The following is a 21,203-nucleotide window of genomic DNA, read 5'->3' as shown; positions in this document are numbered from 1 at the left end:
GGCTCCGGACGCCGCCTTCCTGCGGTGCGGTTCCGGCACCCGGCTCCGGACGCCGCCTTCCTGCGGTGCGGTTCCGGCACGCCGCGCCGGGGCGGGAAAGCGGTTCGCGTCAAACGGCTGACGTGCCGTAGAGTCGGCGTCACCGACGCGGGGTGGAGCAGCTCGGTAGCTCGCTGGGCTCATAACCCAGAGGTCGCAGGTTCAAATCCTGTCCCCGCTACTTCCAGGCCGGGCCCGGTGCGTTGAGGCGTACCGGGCCCGGCTTCTCCACGTTCGGACGCCCTTTCGCTGCGCCGCGGCTGGGTGCCCGGCCTCGTACGCCCCCGCCGTGGGCAGTGTCCTGTCGGCGGGTCAGCGCGCTCGGCGAGTTCGCTGTCGTACCGCCCCCGCTCCCACGGCGCCTCGGGGGAGCGGGCCCCCACCGGCCGGCTGTCCGCACGCCGCTCCCGTCCCGCACGCCGCTCCCGTCCCGCATGCCGCTCCCGTCCCGCCCGCTGCGTCCCGTCTTCCGGGCGTCGTGGGTGGGTCAGGGGGAGTGGGTGAGCAGGTCGCCGGGCTGGCAGTCCAGCTCGCGGCAGATCGCGGTGAGGGTGCTGAAGCGGATGGCCTTGGCGCGGTCGTTCTTGAGGATGGAGAGGTTGGCGACGGTCACGCCGACCCGTGCCGCGAGTTCGGCCAGGGTCATGCCGCGCTCGTCGAGCAGGCGGCCGAGGTGGCACTCGATCTGGTGCGGGTCCTCCGGTGGCATCAGACCAGTCCTTCGGTGTCGGCGCGCAGGCGGGTGCCGGCGCGGAACGCTTCGGCCGCGGCGCCGGCGAGCAGGGCCAGGAAGACGGGCTGGACGGCGAAGTCGCGGGCGGGTGTGATCGCGTCGGCCATCGGCAGTCCACGGGCCAGGAGGTTCGTCGTCATCATGTCGAGCAGGGGGACCAGGGTACCGATCAGCAGGAGGGTGGCGGCGACCACGCCGAGGTGCCGGGTGTTGCGGGGGACGAAGAAGTCGCCGTCCCGGAAGGTGCGGGCCATCCGCAGGAGGGCCGCGAGGATCACGAGGACCAGCAGGCCGCTCACCAGCCCGGGCAGGACCAGGAGCAGGTGCTGACCGAGACCGGGGTCGGTGAAGGCCAGCTCGGCGTGGCCGGAGCCGCGCAGCGTCACGGCCGCGGACGCCGTCTCGCCCGGCAGCCGCGCCGCACCGTCGAGGCGCACCTCGCGGGAGTGGGCCGGCTGGAGGGGTGTGGCGACCCCCAGGACCGGGAGGAGGACCTGGACGACCCCCACCGACAGGAGGGCCAGCCCCAGGACCAGCTCCAGGATGTGGTCCGTCACCCGCGTCCACCAGGACATGTCGTTCATCTGAATACCTCCGTGGATACCCCCGGCTTCAGCCGGGGGAGGAAAGGGACTTCCCGCATAGCGGGGCAGGGAGCGGCAGGTCGCCGTCAAGGCGGCATGCCGTTACCGGCAGGTGACTATCGGTCAGGTGGTCACAGGCACGGGTGTTGTTAGTGTGTGATCCATGGCGACCAGCCACGTGAAGCGGGCGTTCAAGTACCGCTTCTACCCGGCCGATGCGCAGGCGGCTGAGCTGTCGCGCACGTTCGGGTGTGTTCGCAGGGTGTACAACCTGGCGCTGGCCGCTCGAACCGAGGCGTGGACGCTGCGTCGGGAGCGGGTCGACTACGGCGCTACATCGGCGATGCTGACGGCGTGGAAGAAGACCGAGGAGCTGGCCTACCTCAACGATGTCAGCTCGGTCCCGTTGCAGCAGGCGCTGCGGCACTTGCAAGGGGCGTTCGCCAACTTCTGGGCCAGGCGGGCGAAGTACCCGGTGTTCAAGAGCCGGAAGAAGTCCCGCAGGTCCGCCGAGTACACCACCAGTGCGTTCCGGTGGCGCGAGGGTCGGCTGACGCTGGCGAAGATGGCCGAGCCGCTGGACATCGTGTGGTCGCGCCCGGTCCCCGAGGGGTCGGCCCCCTCCACGGTCACGGTGTCGCAGGACGCCGCCGGGCGCTGGTTCGTCTCCCTGCTGTGTGACGACCGGCCGACCATGCCCGCCCCCGTGAACGCGGCCGTGGGCATCGACGCCGGTATCACCGCGCTCGTGACCCTCTCCACCGGAGAGAAGATCACCAATCCCCGGCACGAGCGCCGCGACCGCGAGCGCCTCGCCAAGGCGCAGCGGGAGCTCGCCGGCAAGGCCGAGGGGGATGGCGCGAACCGGGCCAGGGCCCGGCGCAAGGTCGCCCGCGTACACGCCCGGATCGCCGACCGGCGCAGGGACTTCCTGCACAAGCTGACCACTCGACTCGTCCGTGAAAACCAAACGGTCGTGATCGAGGACCTGTCCGTGGGAAACATGATCAAGAACCGGAAGCTGTCGCGTGCGATAGCGGATGCCTCTTGGTCTGAGCTGCGGTCGATGCTGGAGTACAAGACGCGGTGGTACGGGCGTGAGCTGGTGGTTGTGGACCGCTGGTTCCCCTCGTCGAAGCTGTGTGGCGCCTGCGGCGCGATCGCCGCGAGGATGCCGTTGACCGTCCGCGCATGGCAGTGCGACTGCGGAGCAGTCCATGACCGGGACGTCAACGCGGCCCGCAACATCCTGGCCGCCGGACTGGCGGTTGCAGCCTGTGGAGACGGTGTAAGACCTCAACGGAGCACTCCGGGCGGGCAGTCGTCGGTGAAGCAGGAAGTAGTCCCAACCGTTGCGCGACGCGCAACGGCTCAGCCGCGAGGCTGAGGGGAATCCCCCTCTCTTCGGGAGGGGGAGGAAGTCAAGTTCCCCCGCCTTCCAGCGCCAGCGGCATATCGTTTTTCGATGTTATCGAAAAGCGATATGCCTGGCCAGTCGGCGCCCCGGGAGTATGCCGCCCCTCACCCCCTCCTCCGGCTGCGCCGGGCCAGGCCTCGCGCCGGTGTGCCCGGTGACCGTGTAGGCCGCCAGGGCGGCGTGGTGTCGCAGCACCCCTCAGGCCGCTCCTGCGCGACCAGGCCGCGGACCGCACCGGATTCGAGGAACCGGCCCGTATGGCCACCGACCGAGGGGTGCCTCGTCTTCCACGTGGCGAGGGTCGGCCGGATCGGCTCCCAGGCTCATCCAGCGGATCGCGCGCGTACGCGGGACGCTCGGCCGCATCCAGCGGCCCGCCGTGAGCACCGGAACCGGCCGGGCAACCTGCCTTCAAGGACGACGAGAGCGGCCAAGGACTCGCGGAACACCCTCGTGAGGTGCAGCTGCACGTGGCGGGCTGCCCTGCTGCGTGCAGCCGAGTCAGGCGCCGCGGGCGTAACGACGCTGCCCCGTCTCCGGGTTGGAGGCGGGGCACCATCGTTTCGGGGGCTGATCAGCCCCAGGTGGCGTCCTGGAGATTCCACTTGGCGGGCTCGGCGCCGGGGATGAACCGCAGCCGGTCGTCTCGAACGACCAGCGGCGCACCGGTGAAGCGGTCCTTGTGTCAGATCTCGTAGTAGTCGCCCATGTCGTAGAAGGTGATCGGCTTGGACCTGGCGGTGGCGGCCTTCATTCAGCCGTCGCGGGCGGCGATCCAGTAGTTCTTGGCGGTGGCGCAGGTGACCCGGAGGCAGCCGCCCCAGTCGCCGTCCTTCTCCCATGCGCCGTCGGCGACCTTGACCCACAGGGCCGGACCCTGGGAGCGGACGACCTGGCCCTCCGTCAAGTCCACGTGCTTTTCTTCCTCACTGTCCCACTTGGAGTACTTCGGGGTTTCATTGACGACGAAGCCGTCCGAATTGAACCGGACGGTGCCTTGCAGGCTGCGTTGCGGGGTGTACTGGGTGCTGGGGAGTTTGGCCTTGGAGGTGACGATCTCCTGGACATTGCGGGCGAAGGTCCGCCGATCGGGCGCGCCGCTGTCGCTCATCTTGCGGTTGCTCCGGAAGAAGTTGAGAAGCGCTCCGTCTTCGTCGCTGAGGTCTTGGACGCTCTGGACGATCCACCGCAGAACCTGTCCCTCGTAGCTGTCCTCCAACTCCTTGAGGCGCTTCTTGGCCGCGTCCGGGTCCTCCGCGGCGAGGTACACCAAGCTACGGTCCTGCTTCTTGAAGAAGTCGGCGATGAGGGCGTCGACGCGTTCCTTCTTGCCGGCCTCGTGCGCGGCCTCGATCTCCGCGACGTTCCGCGGGTCGAGCGTCTTCGTCTCGGTGGGCGCGTCGGGGTCGTGGAAGATCAGGAAGCTGCTCTTGCGCAGGGAGCCCATGGGGTGTCCTCTCCCTCGTCGGCGGTTGGTGGCAGTCCGCCGCGACGGTAGGTGGATCAAGGGGAGGACCTGCCACTCCGCTTTCACCTGATCGAGCGACCCACGGCCGAAGTGGCTGCCAGCTGGTCGAGGTCCGCCCGATCAGCAGGACGGCCGGAGAAGGGCTCCGCGCCGCAGACGTCTGCCTGGCCCTCGGCCTCAACGCCGAGCCACGGCACACCGAAGGCACCCGCGCCAGGCTGAAACGCCTGGTCGGCCGCAGCATCCTCACCGAACCCGAGCCCGGCCTGTCACCCTCGCCAACCCGGCACCGACCGCCGCAGAGGCCATGTCGGCAAGGGCCGCGGCGTCGGCGGCCAGGCCGCGCAGGGTGTAGGCGGGTGACCGCGGATCCGCCGTCGTCGACTCCCCACTGTCGCGCAGGTCGTAGCGCACCACACGGCGCCCGCCGGCGGCGAGACGCTCGCAGAGCGCGTCGGGCCAGGAGAGCATCGTCGTCCCGCCCAGGAGCAGGACGAGCGGTGCGTCCTGGTCACCGAACGACTCGATGCCCAGGGTGATCCCGTCGGCCTCGACCGTGGTCATCGGATCACCGGACGTCGTCGTGCCCGAGACCACGGCCGGGCGCGCTCATGTCGCCCGTGGCGGGTGTGCCGTGGGCGAGCCCGTAGCGCAGGTACACGGTGCCCCGCGGTCCGGCCACCGGCGGTTCGAGGAGCGTGACGTTCGTCGGCACCGCGCCACCGTCGAACACCTTCTTCCCGACGCCGAGCACGATCGGGTGCACCCAGAGGTCGAGACGGTCGAAGAGCTTCTCCCGCAGCAGGGTCTGCACCAGGTCCAGGCTCCCGACGACCTTCACGTTCTCGTGCCGGTCGCGGATCCCGCGCACCGCCCCGGCCAGGTCCGGGCCGAGCTGCGTGGAGCCGGCCCACGACAGGTCGGGCGTGCCGCGGGAGGCCACGTACTTCGGGACGCGGTTGAAGAGCTCGGCGATCTCACCGTCCTCGCCGCCCTTCTGGTGCGGCCAGTAGGCGGCGAAGATGTCATACGTGCGCCGCCCGAGCAGGAGGGCGTCCGTGCCCTCGTACGCGGCACCGATCTGTGCCCCGGCGACCTCGTCCAGCAGGGGCGCCTGCCAGCCGCCGAACGGGAATCCCACCGGGTCCTCGTCGGGGCCGCCGGGCGCGCCTGCCCGACGAGGTCGAGGGTCGCGAACATCTCGATGTGGATGAGGCCCATGTCTGTACTCCCGATGCGTGCGTTGGTCGTCCCCGTCGAGATGTAGACCTGCCGGGGTCGGGAAACTCATCGCCGCGCCGGTCACCGCTTTCCGCACCCGCCGACCGGCCCCGCCCGGCCCACCGCCGCCCGGGCCGCCCCGGCCCGGACGCGGGCCTGGACGAGAGGCTCTGCCCACCGCCACGGGTTCCGCGGGCCGCTCAGCGCCGGGCACGCACGCGGCCAACGGCGATCAGGACCGGACCGGCACCGAGGGCGGCGAGGGCGCCGGCGGAGGCGGCGAGGAACCCGGTGGGGGCGTCGGCACCGGTCTGGGCGAGCCCGGCGTCGGTGGGTGCAGGGGTGGCGGGCGCGGCCGGGGCCGCGGTCCGGTCGGGGGCGGGGGTGGGGGTGGGGGCGGCCAGGGTGGTCGGCGTGGTGCCGGGTGCGGGCCGGGCGTCCGGGTGGGCGACCCCGACCGTCGTCGTGTGCGCCGGGCCGTACCCGTTGACCTCGCCGAACGCCGAGGTGGAGAGGGTCAGCGCGGTCAGGTCCCCGGGAGCACCGGCGGCCAGGCGGACCCGGAACAGGGCGCGGCCGGCGCGCCCGTCCGGGAGGCCCTGCACCAGCGGGGAGGTGTCGACCCGGACGGCCTCGCCGCCGCAACCGTCGTCGGTGCCGAGCTTCTTCCAGACGCCCTCGCGCATGACCTCGACCGTCACGTCCCCGAGGTGCAGGCGCTGCCCGCCACCGGCGTCCTTCAGGGTGAGGGTCGGCACGACGGCATCGAAGGCCGCCCCGGTGAGGTTGGCGAACTCCACGCCGATCTCGACGCTCGAACCGGCGGCCAGCGTGAGCGGGACGGCTTGGACGAAGTCGGCGGCCGGGGCGCCGTTGTGGTGCCGCTGCAGCGCCTCCCTGGAAACGATCGGGTTTAACGCCTTGTGCGGGCCCTCGCACGCCCAGGCGGTATCGGTGGCCAGGAGCTGGACCCCGCCGGCGAGGACAGCGGCGGCGGCGACGGAGGCGAGCCGACGGCGAGCCGAAAACGAGCGAACATTCCGCGTGGAAGCGGAGATAACGAACTTACGCATGACGAGACCCCCCGAGGTCATGGTGCAGATGGTGTGGTGAAGGCGACCCGGCCCTCGCGCCGGCCGGCCGGCAGCGCCCCCCTGGCCCCACCGGTCTCGCTCCCCGTCGCCCTCCACCCGTACAGACGTCCATCCCTGCCGGGGGTTGCAGGTGGGTTCGGAGGTTTTTCGAGAATCCTCGAGCAGCCCGTCACCACCGGGCCGGCGCCGGTAACCGGCCGCTGCGCTGCGCCGGCCCCTCGCTGACAGGGGCACGCCGGCGGGGTGCTAGAAATCCCTGGTGAACGACCGACCCGAGCCCCCGACCCTGCGCGTGTTCGTCGCGCTGGCCCCGCCCGACGACGCCAAGGACGAACTGGCCCGGGCCCTGCAGCCCACCTACGCCACCTACCCCCGGCTGCGATGGAACCGGATCGAGGACTGGCACATCACCCTCGCCTTCCTCGGCGAACTCCCCTCCACAGCCGTACCGCCCCTCCGATCGGTGCTCGCCGACCTGGCCACCACCCGCCCCGCCCTCCACCTCGCCCTGCGCGGGAGCGGCCACTTCGACGAACGACTGCTGTGGAGTGGGATCGACGGGGACCTGGAAGGACTCCACCTGCTCGCCACCGACGTCCGCAACCTCGTCGACTCCTGCGGGATCGAGTTCACCGACCGCCCGCTGCGCCCCCACCTGACGCTGGCCCGCTCCCGCCGCGACGATCCCACCAGCGTGCCCGGGGCCGCGGCCGACCTCGCCGGGTTCGCGGGCCGGCCGTGGCTCACCGACCGTCTCCACCTGGTCGGCAGCAACATCGGCCGCGGGCCCGGACCGATCCGCTACCGCGACATCGAGGCGTGGCGATTCGGCACCGGCCTCCGGCCCGGGGACGACAGCGCCCCCGGCGCACCGTAGCCGACCGCCGAACGCCTCCTCACGGTCACCTCGCCATGCGGCCGCCGGCCGCCCACCGCCCCGCCACCGAGTGGCCGCCGGAGCTGCTGCCGGCGTTGATCCCTCCCGCTCCGGCAGCCCCTGCCTCGGCCACCCGGCCGGCACCCCAGCAGCACCACTATGGCGCGGCGGTGACCGTCAGAGCCGGTGCCGGGCGGCCCGGGCGAGGACGGCGGAGCGGACGGTCCGCAGGCCCGCCCGCACCCCGCCGCCGTGCCGGCGCCACCAGGCGGCGACCCACAGCCCCTGGAGTCCGGTGAGCACCACGACCGTCGTCACCGCGTCGGCCACCGCCGCCAGGTCCGGCGGCGCGGCCAGCGTGCCGAGGGCCCGCCCCAGCAGCACCAGGGTCACCCGGGTCAGCACCAGCCAGCCCAGGGCCAGGGACGCGGCGGAGCCGGCCACCATCAGCAGGGCGTAGCAGCGGACCGCCCGCCGCTCGGCCGGCGGCAGCCCGGTCAGCGGGTGGGGGCCGCTGCGCGTGAGGAGCCGGCGCGTCAGGTGCCGGGCGTACGCGGTCGCGTCGCGGTAGAGGTTGCGGCAGCCGAGCAGGTCCTGGAGGAGGAAGTACACGTCGGTCCGCATGAAGACCAGCAGTTCGGTGGCGACCCCGACGAGTTTGGTGAGGACCACCACGGCGAGGAGGCGGCGCGGGCCGCCGGCCGCCGTCATCAGTACGCAGCCGCCTGCCAGGGCGAGGTCGAGCACGATCCCGGACAGGTAGACGGTGATCCGGGTGCGCCGGTCGCACTGCCAGACGCCGGAGACGTCGGTCTGCAGGACGAGGAACTGGAGCCGGGTGCCGAAGCGGACGGTCCCGGGGACGCCCGCGGCGCGGGCGGTGAGCAGGTGGGCCAGCTCGTGCAGGAACAGCAGCACCCAGGTGAGCGCCGCCTGTCCGGCGAGCACCGCCGTTCCCCGGCCGCTCCACAGCAGGTCCTGCCAGTGCGGGCGCAGGTGCGGGTCGAAGGCCGCGGCCACGGCCCCGGCGAGCGCCACCGTGAGCAGCGCGCCGTGCAGGACGGGACTGAGCGCCCACCGCACGTGGTCGGGGCGGAGCCGGGGGAAGGTCGGCCGGACCGGTGGCGGGGAGGCGACCTGTCGGCCGTCCACCCGCCGGACGAACCCGAGTGCGGCGAGGGAGGTCACGAACGCGTCGACCGCCGTCCGCCGGCCGGTCTCCCGCTCGATCCGGCGGGCCGCCTCGGCGGTCGACAGGCCCTGCTGGAGCAGGCGGATGGCGAGCACGCCGTGGGCGGGCACCGCCACGTGGTCCCCGGTGTCGGCCCGGCCGACGATCCACGCGTCCTTGTCCTCGCGTATGCCGAGCGGGTGGAACTCGACCCGGCTCATCCCTCCGCCTGCCCGGTGGCGGCGGCGGAGCAGGACCGGCAGCCGGGCCGGGCCGGATGCCGGACGAGCACCGGCTCGTCCGGGACGATCAGGTTGAGACCGCGTAGGTAGCCCGGAGGGATCCGGGAGACGCCGGTCAGCAGCGCGATGACCTCGTACGCCACGAGGCTGCCGGAGATCCCGGCGGACGGGCCGATCACGCCGTTGCCGCCCAGCCGGGGAGCGGGGCCGCCCGGCAGCCGGGCCTCCTCGCCGGCGGCCAGGCACCAAAAGCACGGCCCGCCGGGTCCGAAGACCCCGACCGAGACGTACGGCCCGTCGTAGCCGCCGCCGACCCAGGGCACGCCGGTGTGCGCGCAGACCTCCGAGGCCCACCCGCGCAGGGCCTCGGAGTCCGGCTCGTCCGCGCACAGCGCCAGGACGTCGTACCCGGCGACCAGGTCCGCGAGAGCCTCGGGGCCGTCCACGGCCCGGCACTCGTGGCTGACCGCGATCTCGGAGTTGACGGCCCGCAGACGGCGGGCCGCCGTCGCGGCCTTGGACCGGCCGAGGTCGTCCTCCGTGTAGAGGACCTGCCGGGCCAGGTTGGCCCGCTCGACGACGTCCGGGTCCACGCAGTGCACCCGGCCCACGCCGGCGGCGGCGAGCGCCCAGGCGGCGTGGCTGCCGGTGCCGCCCAGGCCGAGGACCACGACCCCGGCCCGCTTCAGGCTCAGCTGCGCGTCCCAGCGGCCGGGCCGGGGCCGGAGGTCGACCATGCGGAAGAACTCCCGGTTGCGGCGGTAGCGGTCGCGTTCGGCCGGGCTCAGTTCCGCCGGGTCCTCGGCGGCCGCGTCCTCGACGTAGCCGGTCGCGACGAGGCCGTCGACCAGCCGGGCGGCGCCCTGGGCCGGCAGCCCGAGGTGGCGGGCGGTCAGGCCGTCGACGATCTCGGCGCGACTGCGGGTGCCGTCCATCAGCGTGAGGGCGGTCCAGACCCGGCCGAGCGGGTCGCGGATCTCGGCGGCGAGCCCGTGGACCCCGCCGCCGATCCGGACCGAGCCGTCGCCGGTCCGGTAGGGGAGGTGCTCGTCCTTCACCGTCGGTCGTCGCATCCGGCGTCTCCTGCTGGAAAGGGGCGACCGGGCGGGCCCGGCGGGGCCAGAACCCCGCCGGGCCGCCCGGGAGCCGGGGACTCTAGTTGTTGCACGCCTTGGTGCCGATCGTCTCGATCCGGTCGAGCATGCGGATCTCGATCACCTGGGCCTCCTCCTCGAAGGGGGCCGCGCTCTCCTCGTGGAGCTCGTTCTCACTCTGCATCTGTGTCACCTCCCGTCCGTGCGCGTGCCGTCCGGGGCCGGGATTGGCACCGGAGGTCCGGGGGCCGGCGGTTGCCCGCCGGTGTGGCCGCCCGGGGCGGCCGCGGGGCCGCGGGCCACCCGCAGCAGCACCCGGCCGACGAGCAGGTGCTGCGGGCAGAACCCCCAGTGGCGGGAGTCCTCGCTGTGCCGACCGTCGCCCAGCAGGAGCACGGTGCCCTCGGGCACGCTCTCCCGGTCGCGCAGGCCGGAGAAGGAGCGGAGCCGCTCGGGGACGCGGTCGCCGCCGACGGCCGCCACCCGCTTGATCACCCGGTGGGCGTCCCGGTCGTCGGTGCGGGCGGCCCGCTGGCCCGCCCAGCCGACCGTGCGGGGCGCGGGCGCGACCACGATGTCCCCGGTCCTCGGCGGCCTGCGGCCCGGGCCCACGGCCAGCATCCGGTCGCCGGGGGCGAGCGTCGGGAACATGCTCAGCCCCCGGACCGTGACCAGGAACAGACGCCGCCTCAGCAGGCGGGCCGTCAGCGTCGCCGCCGCGGCGAGTGCCACGGCCGTGGCGCCCGCGAGGGCGGCCGACGTGGTGCCGGTCATGACGGGTCCCTTCGTACGGTCGGCGGTGGTGCGGTCAGACGGCGGCATCGGCGTACCCGGCGGCCTGGACGGTGAACAGCCGGTGGTACGTGCCGCCGGCGGCCATCAGCGCCCGGTGGTCGCCGAGCGCGCCGATCCGCCCCTGTTCGAGCACCGCGATGGCGTCGGCGGCCTTGACCGCGCCGAGCCGGTGCGAGATCAACAGGCGGGTGGTGCCGGCCGCGTCGTCCAGCAGCGCCTCGTGGAGGGCCGCCTCGGCCTCGGCGTCCAGACCGGAGCTGGGCTCGTCGAGGATCACCAGGTGGCTGCGGCGCTTCATCAGCCCCCGGGCGACCGCCAGCCGCTGCCACTGCCCGCCGGACAGGTGGGTCCCGCGGGAGCGCCCACCGGCCGCGTCACCGGCGAAGAAGATCCGGCTCAGCAGGGTGTCGTACCCGTCGGGCAGCGACTCGAGGAACCCGTCGGCGCCCGCCCTGCCCGCGGCCGCCCGGATCGCCGCCCGGTCCTCCAGACGGCCCAGGTCACCGAGACCGATGTTCTCGGCGGCCGACAGGTCGTAGCTCATGTAGTCCTGGAAGATCGCCCCGACCCCGAGCTGATGGTCCCCGGCGGGAACGGTCCGGATGTCCCGGCCGCCGACCGAGATCGACCCGCGGGTGGGCTCATAAAGGCCGCACAGCAGCTTCACCAGCGTGGACTTGCCGGCGCCGTTGACGCCGACCAGGGCCAGGGAACGGCCGGCGGGGATGGTCAGGTCGACGCCCCGCAGCACCCAGTCACCCTCGTCCGAGTAACGGAACCACAGGTCCCTCACCTCGATGTCGCCGTCGAGCCGTACAGGCTCGCCCACCGGCCCGGTCGCCTTGGCGGCCCCGGCGGCCCTCACCCCGGTGACGGCCCGGTAGCTCTCGAAGGCCAGCAGGGACTTGTAGCCGTCACCGATCCCGGTCGCCGTCTGCAGGACCGCGCCCTGCACGCCCGCCGCCGCGGCGATGAAGACGGAGAGGTCCCCGATGCCCAACCGGCCGTCCGCCGCCTCGGCGGCCGACCAGACCACACACCCCCCGACGACGACGGCCGACAGCACGGCCAGCACCGCCTGACGGAGCAACTGCCGCGTGTCGACCCGCTGCTGCGCCAGGTGGATCGACCGGGTCTCACGGTTCATCCGCTCGCGGAAGAAGTCCCCGAGCCCGAAGATCCGGACTTCCTTGACCGCGTCGAGGCCGGTGATCAGCATCCGGTAGAACACCTCGCGCCGGGAGGCCTGGACGGTGTCCTCCTCCAGCCGGGTCTGCTCGCGGGAGAGGAGCAGCTGGCCGGCGAGCACCGGGAGCGCGGCCACGGTGAGCAGCAGGAAGACCACCGGGCTGATGACCCACAGGCTCCCGAGCAACCCGACGGCGATCAGGGCGCCCTGGAGGGCGGACAGGCAGCCGGCCAGCAGCACCTCCGGCGCGGTGGTGCTGGCGTTCAGCGCCAGCTGGACGCGGTCCATCGAGACCGGATCCTCGAACCAGGAGATGTCCCGGACCTCGTTGAGGGCGCGGAACAGCCGGTCGCGCATCCACAGCCGGGTCGCGCGCTGGGTCATCGCCTGGCAGTGGCGGGCCAGCCGCGGAGCCAGCGCGGAGGCGACGCCGAGCAGCGCCAGAAGAAACGCCTGCCGGACGATCCCGTCCGAGCCGGCGCCGCGCGCGATTTTGTCCAGCAGTCCTTTCGTGGACCACGCGAGCGCGGTCGGCACCGCTCCGCCGAGAACGGTGAGGACGAGATATCCGGCGGCCGGGAGCGGTGCCGCCAGGAAGGCGATGCGAAGGATGGCGGGAAGCCGCCTAAGGCTCGGCTTTCGGGCGCTTTTCTGCATGGGTGGACGTCTCTCGGGTCTGCTCGGTGGAGTCGTCTTCGAAAAATTCCGGGTCGCCCCGTGGCCGACCGGTTCCCCGGGAACCGGTCGGCCGCGCGGACGGCATTCGGTCAGACGCAGCTGACGCTGTTGTCGCTGTAGCGGCAGCACTCGTGCAGGTCGACCTGGCCGCCGAGGCCGCCGCCCACGTACCAGCAGATCGGGGCGCGCTGCGCGGAGGCGTCCAGGGTGGGCAGGATACGGCCGAGCATGCGGTCGCCGAGCGAGGAAATGGCGCGGGAAAGAGACATGGGTGTCGCCTTTCTTGAATGGGATGGGTTATTCCGTCCGGGATTCGGTGAATCTCTCGAACGAGATCGATCAAATCCCCTCGGCCGGTCCGGTGTCAAGCGGCCGATCCCGCTGTCGGGATTTTCCGTGCGCCGGGGTGAAATGCCGCCGCATTTCATTGCCGAAGCGGCCGATGGAATGCATTTGCGCACGGCTGGTGCAGGCCCGGAACAACCGGCCGAATATCGGGCATTCCCCATTCCTGATTGACTTCCCGTGAATTGCGTTGTTGACTCGCCCCGTCGCGCGCCGCTCGGTGCCGGCCGGCGTCGCCCCCGGTCTGCTCCCCACCCTGTCCCGGCGCTCTCCTCGTCCGCTTCTCGCGTTCTTCTCGCCCGCGCAGGCCCGGCTGTCCCGGCGCCCCGCGAACCCGTCCGCACCCCGCGTGCACCCCGCGTGCACCCCTCAGATCAGAGAGGCAGCCCGTGCTTCCCGCGCTCATCGCTCTCACCGCCCTGCTGGCGATCGCCACCGCGGCGAACCTCCTGCTGACCTTCGCGGTCGTCCGGCGGCTGCGCGCCGTCGAGGAGGCCGGACCGCCCGCTCCACGCCGGCCGCCGGTCGGCACGCGGGTGGCCGACTTCACCGCGCCCGCCGTCTCCGGACGGACCGTCACCCGGGCGGACCTGCTGGGCGGTGAGCGGGTGGTGGGCTTCCTCCAGGTCGGCTGCGGGCCGTGCGCGGACCTGATCGACACCCTCGCCGGGCACCCGGCGCTCGCCGCGCTCCCCGGGTACTTCTTCGTCTCCGGTGATCCGTCGGACCCGCTGGCCCGGGAGATGGCCGGGAAACTGGGGGTGCTCGGCGAGGTCGCCCTGGTCGGCGACGGGCTCGACGTCCCCGCGGCGTTCGGCGGGGTCGAGGCGTTCCCGACACTGCTGGTGGTACGGGACGCGCTGGTCACCGCGTCCGGGCACGACCTGGCCGCTCTGCCCCGAAGTGCCGAACGGGATCCGGTCGGGGCCGCGGGCGGACGGCGATGAGCGTCCTGGTCCTGGGCTGCCGCGCGCTGCTGGCCGTGGTGTTCGTGGTCGCGGTGGCGGGCAAGGCACGCAGTCGTGCCTCGGTCGCGGCCTTCACGGCCTCGCTCGCGGACTTCCGGTGGCTGCCCGCCCGGCTCCGGTCCCCGGTCGCGGTCGGCACGCTGACCGCCGAGGCGGCGGCGGTGGTGCTGCTGGCCGTGGCGGCCCGGGCGGGGGCGGCCGCCGTCCTGGCCCTGCTGTCGGTGTTCACGGTGGCGACGCTGCGGGCCGGCCGGGCGGCCGACTGCGGTTGCTTCACCTCCGGCCGTGCCGCTTCCGGCCGTGCCGCCTCCGGGGCGGGCGCCTTCCTCGGGCGGAACGCGCTGCTGGCGGTCGCCGCCCTGGCCGTGGTGTCCGGCCCGGACCGGCCGGTCGCGCCGGCACCGGGGGCTGTCGCCGTCCTGGCGGGCGCGGCCGTCGGGCTGCTGGTCACCCGCTGGGACGACCTGGCCTACCTGCTGCGGGGCCCGGCGGCGCCCTGACCGCCGCCGGACCGCCGGCCCCAGCCCAGCAGCACGCGGACCCTCCCGCGCGAGGTCGGAGCGGAAGGGGGGACGACGGCTCGCCCGGACGCCGCCGCGCCGTCACGTCCAGGGCCTCCCGCACCACGGCCTCCGCCGCCCGTGCTCACGGAGGTCGGCCAGGATGACGCCGAGGCTCGCCAAGAGCGTGCACGACGCCGGATGGTCCGCGTTCCTCGGCATGCTGGAGTACAAGGCCGTCAAGCACGGCCGGCACTTCGGCAGGACCGGCCGCTTCGAGCCGACCTCTCAGGTCTGCTCGGCCTGCGGCGTCCAGGACGGCCCCAAGCCCCTCAGCGTCCGCGAATGGACGTGCGGAGCCTGCGGGACCGTCCACGACCGGGACGTGAACGCCGCACGCAACATCCTGGCCGCCGGACGGGCGGACAGGCTAAACGCCTGTGGAGCGCAGGTAAGACCGGACCTCGTTCCGGCGCAGCGCCGTGAAGCGGGAACCCGCCGAGACGGTCAGCCGACCGTGGTAGGAACCCAGGCCCTTCAGGGCCTGGAGGGCGTCAAGGTCCGTGTGGTCCAGGGCCCGCCCGACGGCACTGCTCTCGTCGCCGGGGAACTCGAGGCCGTCCAGCCGGCCGTCCTCGGCGGCGAGTTCCACCACCAGGTCACCGAGCGGCATCCGGTCCTCCAACGCCCGGGCGGCGGCGATCCGCAGCGCCAGCGGCAGCCCGCCGCACAGACGGGCGAGTTCGAGCGCGGCCCCCGGCTCGGCGGCGACCACCTCCGGGCCGACGACCCGGCCGATCACCTCCACCGCACGCTCGGGGCACAAGGAGTCCACCCGGATCGCCGTGGCCCCCAACTCGACCACCAGGGTGCCCAGCATGCCGCGGCTGGTGACCACGGTCAGGCAACCGGGAGCGCCGGGCAGCAGCGGCCGGATCTGCCGGTAGTCGCGGGCGTTGTCCAGGACGACCAGGACCCGACGGCCGGCCAGACAGGAACGGTAGAGGCCCTCACGGGCCCCCAGCGAGCTGGGGATCTGCGGGGCCGGAACACCCAGGGCGATCAGGAAGCGCTCCAGCACGTGCTCGGGCTGCTCCGCCTCGGAATCGGAGCAGCCCCGGAGGTCCACGAAGAGCTGCCCGTCCGGAAAGGTGGGGGACCGGCGGTGCGCCCAGCGGACGGCCAGGGCGGTCTTGCCCACTCCGGCCGGGCCGGTCACCAGGACGACCCCCGGGTCGCCGGAGGGGCCGTCCGCCACCGCGTCCAGACCGGACAGCTCCTCTTCCTGACCGACGAACCCTCCCGTGGGCGGCGGTAGTTGCGCCGGCCGCGGGACCTGCCCCCACCGGTCCGACCAACTCCGCCCGGCCGGCCCGGCCGGCGCGGGCCGGGGCCCGACGGCCCGCGTTCCCCGGTCGCGGTGGGCCCCGGCGGCGACCGGCGAGCAGCCGGAGACCCGCACCACCGGACCCCCGGGAGCGGCGAGCGCCGGGTCACCGCGCAGAACGGCCTGCTCCAGCTCGACCAGCGAACGCCCCGGATCCAGCCCGAACTCCTCGACCAGCAACGCGCGCAGCGAACGGGCCACCGCCAGCGCGTCGGTCTGCCGGCCACTGCGGTACAGCGCCACCATCAACCGCTCGGCGATCCCCTCCCGGACCGGGTGGTCGGTGAGCAGCGCCGTCAACCCGGGCACCAGCTCACGGTGCCGCCCCGCGCCGAGCTCGATGTCGGCCAGCAGCTCATGGGCGGCGAACCGCTGCTCCTCCAACTGGGCGCGCACCGGTGCCGCGAACGGGGCGGTGATGTCGACGAGCGCTGCGCCCCGCCACAGGTCGAGGCCGCGGCGCACGCTCCGTGCCGCCCCGCGCGCGTCACCGGACCCGGCGAGCCGCCGCGCCTCGCCCACCCGGGTGCGGAAGGTGGCCAGGTCGAGCGCGCAGTCCGCCACCGACAGCCGGTAGTTCCCGTTCCGGGAGGTCAGCGGGCCCCCCTCACCGGGACCGAGGACCTTGCGCAACTCCGAGACCGCGGTGTGCACCTGGCCGCGCGCGCTGTGCGGGGGATCCGCCTCCCACAGCGCGTCCACCAGCTGTTCGGTGGTGACCGGGCGGTTCGCGTGGAGCAGGAGAAAAGCCAGGGCGGCGCGCCGCCGTGGCCGCTCCACCACGACCGGGTGGTCCCCGTCGAAAACCTCCAGCGATCCGAGAACGCCAAAGCGCATGTGCTGTGCTCCCCCTAAGGACTCCGGCACGACCGTCACGTGGGCGGACGTCGCGCGGGCCACGTGCCGATGGCCGCGCCGGACGGCTGCCCCCACGGCCCGACCACGGACCGGGGGAGTCGTTTCGACGCACGGGTCGGCAGGAGCGGCGGAGGGCCGGCCGCCGAGGTCCTGCCGGCCACCGCGGCCGTCTCCGCCTTCCACGGGCGCACCGGCCCGGCGCACCCCGCTGAAGTGACGGCCCCAGGGCCGCCCCGTGTTACAGGTCGCGCGGGCCGAATCCTCCACGGGGCGGCGTGCGGCGGCCGCGGTCGCCGCGACAGCCTCCGCCGCCACCGCCCGCCAAGGCCTCCGACGGACCCGAGGAACGCTGCCACATCCCGCGGTGTGCTCATGCCTGTGCCCCGGCCCTCCGCGACGGGAACCGGGGCACAGGCGGGACCGGGGCCGCTCATCCCTCCCGGTAGGGGTGGAAGCCACAGCCGCTCTTGCGGCCGAGCAGGCCCGCCTCGACCATCCGGGAGAGCAGCGGCGGCGGAGCGTACAGCGGCTCCTTGTACTCCTCGTACAGCGAGCGGGCGATCGCCTCGACGGTGTCCAGGCCGATCAGGTCGGCGAGGTGGAGCGGGCCCATCGGGTGGGCGCAGCCGTGGACCATGCCGGCGTCGATGTCCTCGGGGGCGGCGTGCCCGGCCTCGGCCATCCGGATCGCGGACAGCAGGTACGGGACGAGGAGGGCGTTGACGACGAAGCCGGCGCGGTCGCGGGAGCGGATGACGCGCTTGCCGAGGGTGCCGGTCGCGAAGGCCTCGACGCGCTGCGCCACCTCGGGGTGGGTGTGCAGCGACTCCACGAGCTCGACCAGGGGCATCACCGGCGCCGGGTTGAAGAAGTGCAGGCCGAGCACGTGCGAGGCACGGCCGGTGGCGATGCCGAGCCTGGTCACCGGGATGGCGGAGGTGTTGGTGGCGAGGACGGCGTCCTCGGCGGCGAGGATCTTGTCGAGGCCGGAGAGGACCTCGGTCTTGACGGCCTCGTCCTCGACGACGGCCTCGACCACGAGCTGGCGGTCGGCGAGGGCTTCGAGGTCGTCGGCGAACAGCAGATGTGCCCAGGCGTCCTCGCGGTCCTCGGGGTCGATGCGGCCCCGGTCCACCGCGCGGTGCAGGGAGTGGTCGATCCGGGCGCGGGCGGCGCGCAGAGCGGTGGCGTCGCGTTCGCAGACGACGGTGTCGAGCCCGGCGCGGGCGAAGACCTCGGCGATGCCGGAGCCCATCTGTCCGGCGCCGACGACGGCGACACGGCGGATGTCGTTCACGGGAATCCCTTCGTGGCGGCGCTCAGGCAGCGGTGCGGACCTTGACCAGGTGACGGGCGTACGCGTCGGTGGTGAGGAAGGCGGGCAGGTCGGCGCCGAGCGCGGTCTCCTCCAGCACCCGCACTGCGTCGTCGACCAGCCGCGGGTCGGCGCCCTCGACGAGCAGCGCGGCCCGCTCCCGGGCGATCAGCCGGCGCACCATGTCGGGGGTGACGACGGCGCCGCCGGTGAGGCGGGAGCAGTGGTGGACCCACTGCCAGATCTGGCAGCGGGCGATCTCGGCGGTGGCGACGTCCTCCATCAGCCCGAAGACGGCGACCGCGCCGGTGCCGCCGAGCCAGGCGACCAGGTAGCGAAGGGCGACGGCGACGTTGGAGTGCAGGCCCTGGTCGCTGGGGAGGCCGACGGTGAGGCGGTGGACGGCGAGCAGGTCGGCGGCGGTGACCTCGACGTCCTCGCGGGAGCGCTCCAGCTGGTGGGGTCGGGCGCCGAGGACGGCGTCGAAGGCGGTACGGCAGGTGTCGACCAGCGCGGGGTGGGCGACCCAGGAGCCGTCGAAGCCGTCGCCGGCCTCGCGCTCCTTGTCGGCGCGGACCTTGGTGAGGGCGACCTCGTGGGCGGCCGGGTCACGCTGCGCGACGGCGGCGGCCATGCCGCCGATGGCGTGGGCACCGCGCCGGTGGCAGGTGCGCACCAGCAGGTCGGTGTAGGCGCGCATGAACGGCTGGGTCATGGTGAGGAAGGCCCGGTCGGGCAGGACGAACCGCGGGCCGTGGTGGGCGAAGTTCTTGATCAGGCTGAACAGGTAGTCCCAGCGGCCGGCGTTGAGGCCGGCGGCGTGCTCCCGCAGCTCGTAGAGGATCTCCTCCATCTCGAACGCCGCGGTGATGGTCTCGATCAGCACGGTGGCGCGGATCGTGCCGTGCTCGATTCCCAACTCGGCCTGCGCGTAGGTGAAGACGTCGTTCCACAGACGCGCTTCGAGGTGGTTCTCCAGCTTGGGGAGGTAGAAGTACGGGCCGCTGCCGCGCTCGATCTGCCGCCGGCCGCAGTGGAAGAGGTAGAGGCCGAAATCGACCAGCGCGCCGATCGCCGGACGGCCTGCGATCAGCAGATGGGCCTCCTCCAGGTGCCAGCCGCGGGGGCGGACCACGACGGTGGCGGGGGCGTCACCGATCCGGTAGCGCCTGCCCCGAGGGGTGGTGTCGTCGATCCGGCCCTCGATGGCGTCGAGCAGGTTGAGCTGGCCGGAGACCAGGTTGTGCCAGGTGGGGGCGGTGGCGTCCTCGAAGTCCGCCAGCCACACCTTCGCCCCGGAGTTGAGGGCGTTGACGGTCATCCGGCGTTCGGGCGGGCCGGTGATCTCCACCCGCCGGTCGCCGAGGCCGGGTCCGGCACCCGCGACACGCCACGTGGGGTCCTCGCGGACGGCGCGGGTCCCCGGACGGAAGTCCAGGGCCCCGCCGTCGGCGAGGTCGGCGGCGCGGCGCCCGCGTTCGGCGAGCAGCGCGGTGCGACGGTCGGCGAAGGCGTCGTGCAGGCGGGCGACGAAGTCGAGGGCCTCGGGGGTGAGGACCTCCTCGAAGCGGTCCTCGTGCTCACCGAGGACCTCGACGGGGATCGCGGTGCGGCTGGTCGTGCTCATCCGGGTCTCCAGAAGGGTGTGGCCCGGGGCGTCGTCCCTCAACGAGGCCCCGGGCGGGTGGGCGGCGGCCGCGGTGGAGCGTCCCCTCCTCAGGGAGCGGCGGTCGCCGGGCCGGGGGGTGCGATGCGGACCGCACTGCATCGCACCGGCCGGGTCAGTGGAACTGCTCGGCCTCGGTGGAGCCGGTGAGCGCCAGCGTCTCGGCGTTCGGGTTGAGCGCGGCGGACACCTGGTCGAAGTAGCCGGTGCCGACCTCGCGCTGATGCTTCACCGCCGTGTAGCCGTCCACAGCGGCGGCGAACTCCGCCTCCTGCAGGTCGACGTAGGCGGTCATGCCGTGCTCGGCGTAGCCGCGGGCCAGCTGGAACATCGCGTGGTTCAGCGCATGGAAGCCGGCCAGGGTGATGAACTGGAAGCGGTAGCCCATCGCGCCCAACTCCCGCTGGAACTTGGCGATCTGGTCGTCGTCCAGCGCGGCCTTCCAGTTGAAGGACGGCGAGCAGTTGTAGGCCAGCATCTTGTCCGGGTACTCGGCCTTGACCGCCTCGGCGAACTCGCGGGCCTGGGCCAGGTCGGGCGTGCCGGTCTCCACCCACAGCAGGTCCGCGTACGGGGCGAAGGCCAGGCCGCGGGAGATCACCGGCGCCATCCCGGGCTCGACCCGGAAGAAGCCCTCGGCGGTACGCTCCCCGGTGCAGAACCGGGCGTCCCGCTCGTCCACGTCGGTGGTGAGCAGGTTCGCGGCCAGCGCGTCGGTGCGGGCCACGATGAGGGTCGGCACATCGGCGATGTCGGCGGCCAGCCGCGCCGCGTTCAGGGTACGGACGTGCTGCGCGGTCGGCACCAGCACCTTGCCGCCGAGGTGGCCGCACTTCTTCTCCGAGGCCAGCTGGTCCTCGTAGTGGATACCGGCCGCACCGGCCGCGATCATGCCCTTGGTCAGCTCGAAGGCGTTCAGCGGCCCGCCGAACCCGGCCTCCGCGTCGGCCACGATCGGCACCAGCCAGTCCGGACCGTCCTTGCCCTCCACCGCGTCGATCCCGTCCGCCCGCAACAGCGCGTTGTTGATCCGGCGCACCACCCGGGGAACCGAGTCGGCCGGGTACAGGCTCTGGTCCGGGTAGGTCTGCCCGGCCTGGTTGGCGTCGGCCGCGACCTGCCAGCCGGACAGGTAGATCGCCTGCAGGCCGGCCTTCACCATCTGGACGGCCTGACCACCCGTCAGCGCGCCCAGCGCGTGGATGTAGTCCCGCTCGTGCAGCTGCCGCCACAGCCGCTCGGCGCCGCGCCGGGCCAGCGTGTACTCCTCGCGCACCGTGCCCGACAGCCGCACCACGTCGGCCGCGCTGTAGGTCCGCTCGACGCCGGCCCAGCGCGGGTCGTCCGCCCACCGGGCGGCGAGCGCCGCCGCCTGCTGCTCCTGCTGCTGCCGAACCGACGTCGTCATGATCTGCTCCAGGGGGTGCTGGTTGCGAAGGGTGTGATGCGCCTCACCGCAGGGACGGGTGGGCGGCCGGGCGGCGCCGGGCGGCGACGGGACACCGCGAGACGGTTCGCCCGAGGCAGCTCTTCCAGGGGTGACTGACCTGGACTTCTGCCGC

General features: G+C 73.4%; 19 protein-coding genes, 1 tRNA gene and 3 pseudogenes. 7 read left to right on the top strand and 16 right to left on the bottom strand.

What is annotated here, in order from left to right:
- The first annotated feature begins 146 nt into the window (after positions 1 to 146).
- Positions 147 to 220: transfer RNA gene (locus ABWK59_RS36515), tRNA-Met, on the top strand.
- A gap of 306 nt (positions 221 to 526) precedes the next feature.
- Here ABWK59_RS36515 and ABWK59_RS36510 read toward each other — a convergent pair.
- Positions 527 to 748 carry a helix-turn-helix domain-containing protein gene (locus tag ABWK59_RS36510; protein WP_354645367.1) on the bottom strand — a complete coding sequence of 74 codons (222 nt, stop codon included), beginning with the start codon at positions 746 to 748 and terminating at the stop codon, positions 527 to 529.
- A complete protein-coding gene (locus ABWK59_RS36505) occupies positions 748 to 1,356 on the bottom strand; it encodes a DUF2975 domain-containing protein (protein ID WP_354645366.1) in 609 nt (202 codons plus the stop codon). The genes ABWK59_RS36510 and ABWK59_RS36505 overlap by 1 nt, the downstream gene beginning before the upstream one ends.
- Positions 1,357 to 1,519: 163 nt before the next feature.
- Here ABWK59_RS36505 and ABWK59_RS36500 point away from each other — a divergent pair, with 163 nt between their 5' ends.
- On the top strand, positions 1,520 to 2,743 hold the full coding sequence (locus ABWK59_RS36500) for an RNA-guided endonuclease InsQ/TnpB family protein (protein WP_354645365.1): 1,224 nt from the start codon (positions 1,520 to 1,522) through the stop codon (positions 2,741 to 2,743).
- Positions 2,744 to 3,527: 784 nt separating this feature from the next.
- On the opposite strand, the gene ABWK59_RS36495 is transcribed toward ABWK59_RS36500, so the two are convergent.
- The 4 genes and pseudogenes from ABWK59_RS36495 to ABWK59_RS36480 form a co-directional block, all read right to left on the bottom strand.
- On the bottom strand, positions 3,528 to 4,220 hold the full coding sequence (locus ABWK59_RS36495) for a hypothetical protein (protein WP_354645364.1): 693 nt from the start codon (positions 4,218 to 4,220) through the stop codon (positions 3,528 to 3,530).
- 291 nt (positions 4,221 to 4,511) lie between these two features.
- Positions 4,512 to 4,805 (bottom strand): annotated as a pseudogene (locus tag ABWK59_RS36490) (alpha/beta hydrolase); the annotation flags it as partial.
- 4 nt (positions 4,806 to 4,809) lie between these two features.
- Positions 4,810 to 5,462 (bottom strand): annotated as a pseudogene (locus ABWK59_RS36485) (dihydrofolate reductase family protein).
- 200 nt (positions 5,463 to 5,662) lie between these two features.
- Positions 5,663 to 6,535 (bottom strand): hypothetical protein, encoded by an 873-nt coding sequence (locus tag ABWK59_RS36480; protein ID WP_354645363.1) that lies wholly within the window; start codon positions 6,533 to 6,535, stop codon positions 5,663 to 5,665.
- 280 nt (positions 6,536 to 6,815) lie between these two features.
- Between ABWK59_RS36480 and thpR the strand changes: the two genes are divergently transcribed.
- Complete coding sequence (gene thpR / locus ABWK59_RS36475; protein ID WP_354645362.1) at positions 6,816 to 7,433, top strand: RNA 2',3'-cyclic phosphodiesterase; 618 nt, start codon at positions 6,816 to 6,818, stop codon at positions 7,431 to 7,433.
- Between the two features lie 177 nt (positions 7,434 to 7,610).
- Here thpR and ABWK59_RS36470 read toward each other — a convergent pair whose 3' ends face one another.
- The 6 genes from ABWK59_RS36470 to ABWK59_RS36445 all read right to left on the bottom strand — a co-directional run bounded on the left by ABWK59_RS36470 (position 7,611) and on the right by ABWK59_RS36445 (position 12,871).
- Positions 7,611 to 8,825 carry a hypothetical protein gene (locus tag ABWK59_RS36470; RefSeq protein ID WP_354645361.1) on the bottom strand — a complete coding sequence of 405 codons (1,215 nt, stop codon included), beginning with the start codon at positions 8,823 to 8,825 and terminating at the stop codon, positions 7,611 to 7,613.
- Entirely contained in the window at positions 8,822 to 9,919 is a 1,098-nt protein-coding gene (locus ABWK59_RS36465) for a HesA/MoeB/ThiF family protein (protein WP_354645360.1), read from the bottom strand. Before ABWK59_RS36465 ends, ABWK59_RS36470 begins: the two co-directional genes overlap by 4 nt.
- 82 nt (positions 9,920 to 10,001) lie before the next feature.
- The gene (locus ABWK59_RS36460; protein WP_354645359.1) at positions 10,002 to 10,124 is read right to left on the bottom strand and encodes a hypothetical protein; all 123 of its coding nucleotides are present in this window, start codon (positions 10,122 to 10,124) and stop codon (positions 10,002 to 10,004) included.
- A gap of 5 nt (positions 10,125 to 10,129) precedes the next feature.
- Positions 10,130 to 10,714: a S26 family signal peptidase gene (locus ABWK59_RS36455; RefSeq protein WP_354645358.1), complete on the bottom strand. Its 585-nt coding sequence runs from the start codon at positions 10,712 to 10,714 to the stop codon at positions 10,130 to 10,132.
- A gap of 34 nt (positions 10,715 to 10,748) precedes the next feature.
- Positions 10,749 to 12,581 carry an ABC transporter ATP-binding protein gene (locus ABWK59_RS36450; RefSeq protein WP_354645357.1) on the bottom strand — a complete coding sequence of 611 codons (1,833 nt, stop codon included), beginning with the start codon at positions 12,579 to 12,581 and terminating at the stop codon, positions 10,749 to 10,751.
- Between the two features lie 110 nt (positions 12,582 to 12,691).
- Positions 12,692 to 12,871 (bottom strand): hypothetical protein, encoded by a 180-nt coding sequence (locus ABWK59_RS36445; protein ID WP_354645356.1) that lies wholly within the window; start codon positions 12,869 to 12,871, stop codon positions 12,692 to 12,694.
- Between ABWK59_RS36445 and ABWK59_RS36440 the strand changes: the two genes are divergently transcribed.
- The 4 genes and pseudogenes from ABWK59_RS36440 to ABWK59_RS36425 form a co-directional block, all read left to right on the top strand.
- Positions 12,870 to 13,121 carry a hypothetical protein gene (locus ABWK59_RS36440; RefSeq protein WP_354645355.1) on the top strand — a complete coding sequence of 84 codons (252 nt, stop codon included), beginning with the start codon at positions 12,870 to 12,872 and terminating at the stop codon, positions 13,119 to 13,121. The two genes, ABWK59_RS36445 and ABWK59_RS36440, sit on opposite strands and share 2 nt — an antisense overlap.
- Before the next feature lie 215 nt (positions 13,122 to 13,336).
- Positions 13,337 to 13,894, top strand: coding sequence for a hypothetical protein (locus ABWK59_RS36435; RefSeq protein ID WP_354645354.1), 558 nt, complete (start codon positions 13,337 to 13,339; stop codon positions 13,892 to 13,894).
- Positions 13,891 to 14,415 carry a MauE/DoxX family redox-associated membrane protein gene (locus ABWK59_RS36430; protein ID WP_354645353.1) on the top strand — a complete coding sequence of 175 codons (525 nt, stop codon included), beginning with the start codon at positions 13,891 to 13,893 and terminating at the stop codon, positions 14,413 to 14,415. The genes ABWK59_RS36435 and ABWK59_RS36430 overlap by 4 nt, the downstream gene beginning before the upstream one ends.
- Positions 14,416 to 14,578: 163 nt before the next feature.
- Positions 14,579 to 14,809: pseudogene (locus ABWK59_RS36425) on the top strand (RNA-guided endonuclease InsQ/TnpB family protein); the annotation flags it as partial.
- Positions 14,810 to 14,845: 36 nt separating this feature from the next.
- Here the strand turns inward: ABWK59_RS36425 and ABWK59_RS36420 are convergent.
- The 4 genes from ABWK59_RS36420 to aceA form a co-directional block, all read right to left on the bottom strand.
- Complete coding sequence (locus ABWK59_RS36420) at positions 14,846 to 16,639, bottom strand: AfsR/SARP family transcriptional regulator (protein ID WP_354645352.1); 1,794 nt, start codon at positions 16,637 to 16,639, stop codon at positions 14,846 to 14,848.
- A 451-nt stretch (positions 16,640 to 17,090) separates the two neighbouring features.
- On the bottom strand, positions 17,091 to 17,915 hold the full coding sequence (locus ABWK59_RS36415) for a 3-hydroxybutyryl-CoA dehydrogenase (RefSeq protein WP_354645383.1): 825 nt from the start codon (positions 17,913 to 17,915) through the stop codon (positions 17,091 to 17,093).
- A gap of 64 nt (positions 17,916 to 17,979) precedes the next feature.
- The gene (gene aceB, locus ABWK59_RS36410) at positions 17,980 to 19,602 is read right to left on the bottom strand and encodes a malate synthase A (protein ID WP_354645351.1); all 1,623 of its coding nucleotides are present in this window, start codon (positions 19,600 to 19,602) and stop codon (positions 17,980 to 17,982) included.
- 154 nt (positions 19,603 to 19,756) lie between these two features.
- The gene (aceA, locus tag ABWK59_RS36405; RefSeq protein WP_354645350.1) at positions 19,757 to 21,049 is read right to left on the bottom strand and encodes an isocitrate lyase; all 1,293 of its coding nucleotides are present in this window, start codon (positions 21,047 to 21,049) and stop codon (positions 19,757 to 19,759) included.
- Positions 21,050 to 21,203: the final 154 nt, after the last annotated feature.

The sequence above is a fragment of the Kitasatospora sp. HUAS MG31 genome, assembly GCF_040571325.1.
In the GTDB taxonomy this organism is placed as follows: domain Bacteria; phylum Actinomycetota; class Actinomycetes; order Streptomycetales; family Streptomycetaceae; genus Kitasatospora; species Kitasatospora camelliae.
This window is presented reverse-complemented; position numbering and strand designations above follow the sequence as displayed.

Coding starts and splice junctions, on each gene's coding strand:
- ABWK59_RS36445 (WP_354645356.1), bottom strand. CDS start 12,871: ATGTCTCTTTCCCGCGCCATTTCCTCGCTCGGCGACCGCATGCTCGGC.
- ABWK59_RS36465 (WP_354645360.1), bottom strand. CDS start 9,919: ATGCGACGACCGACGGTGAAGGACGAGCACCTCCCCTACCGGACCGGC.
- ABWK59_RS36505 (WP_354645366.1), bottom strand. CDS start 1,356: ATGAACGACATGTCCTGGTGGACGCGGGTGACGGACCACATCCTGGAG.
- ABWK59_RS36440 (WP_354645355.1), top strand. CDS start 12,870: ATGGGTGTCGCCTTTCTTGAATGGGATGGGTTATTCCGTCCGGGATTC.
- ABWK59_RS36455 (WP_354645358.1), bottom strand. CDS start 10,714: ATGACCGGCACCACGTCGGCCGCCCTCGCGGGCGCCACGGCCGTGGCA.
- aceB (WP_354645351.1), bottom strand. CDS start 19,602: ATGAGCACGACCAGCCGCACCGCGATCCCCGTCGAGGTCCTCGGTGAG.
- ABWK59_RS36495 (WP_354645364.1), bottom strand. CDS start 4,220: ATGGGCTCCCTGCGCAAGAGCAGCTTCCTGATCTTCCACGACCCCGAC.
- ABWK59_RS36500 (WP_354645365.1), top strand. CDS start 1,520: ATGGCGACCAGCCACGTGAAGCGGGCGTTCAAGTACCGCTTCTACCCG.
- aceA (WP_354645350.1), bottom strand. CDS start 21,049: ATGACGACGTCGGTTCGGCAGCAGCAGGAGCAGCAGGCGGCGGCGCTC.
- ABWK59_RS36420 (WP_354645352.1), bottom strand. CDS start 16,639: ATGCGCTTTGGCGTTCTCGGATCGCTGGAGGTTTTCGACGGGGACCAC.
- ABWK59_RS36415 (WP_354645383.1), bottom strand. CDS start 17,915: ATGGGCTCCGGCATCGCCGAGGTCTTCGCCCGCGCCGGGCTCGACACC.
- ABWK59_RS36480 (WP_354645363.1), bottom strand. CDS start 6,535: ATGCGTAAGTTCGTTATCTCCGCTTCCACGCGGAATGTTCGCTCGTTT.
- ABWK59_RS36450 (WP_354645357.1), bottom strand. CDS start 12,581: ATGCAGAAAAGCGCCCGAAAGCCGAGCCTTAGGCGGCTTCCCGCCATC.
- ABWK59_RS36510 (WP_354645367.1), bottom strand. CDS start 748: ATGCCACCGGAGGACCCGCACCAGATCGAGTGCCACCTCGGCCGCCTG.
- ABWK59_RS36460 (WP_354645359.1), bottom strand. CDS start 10,124: ATGCAGAGTGAGAACGAGCTCCACGAGGAGAGCGCGGCCCCCTTCGAG.
- ABWK59_RS36470 (WP_354645361.1), bottom strand. CDS start 8,825: ATGAGCCGGGTCGAGTTCCACCCGCTCGGCATACGCGAGGACAAGGAC.
- ABWK59_RS36430 (WP_354645353.1), top strand. CDS start 13,891: ATGAGCGTCCTGGTCCTGGGCTGCCGCGCGCTGCTGGCCGTGGTGTTC.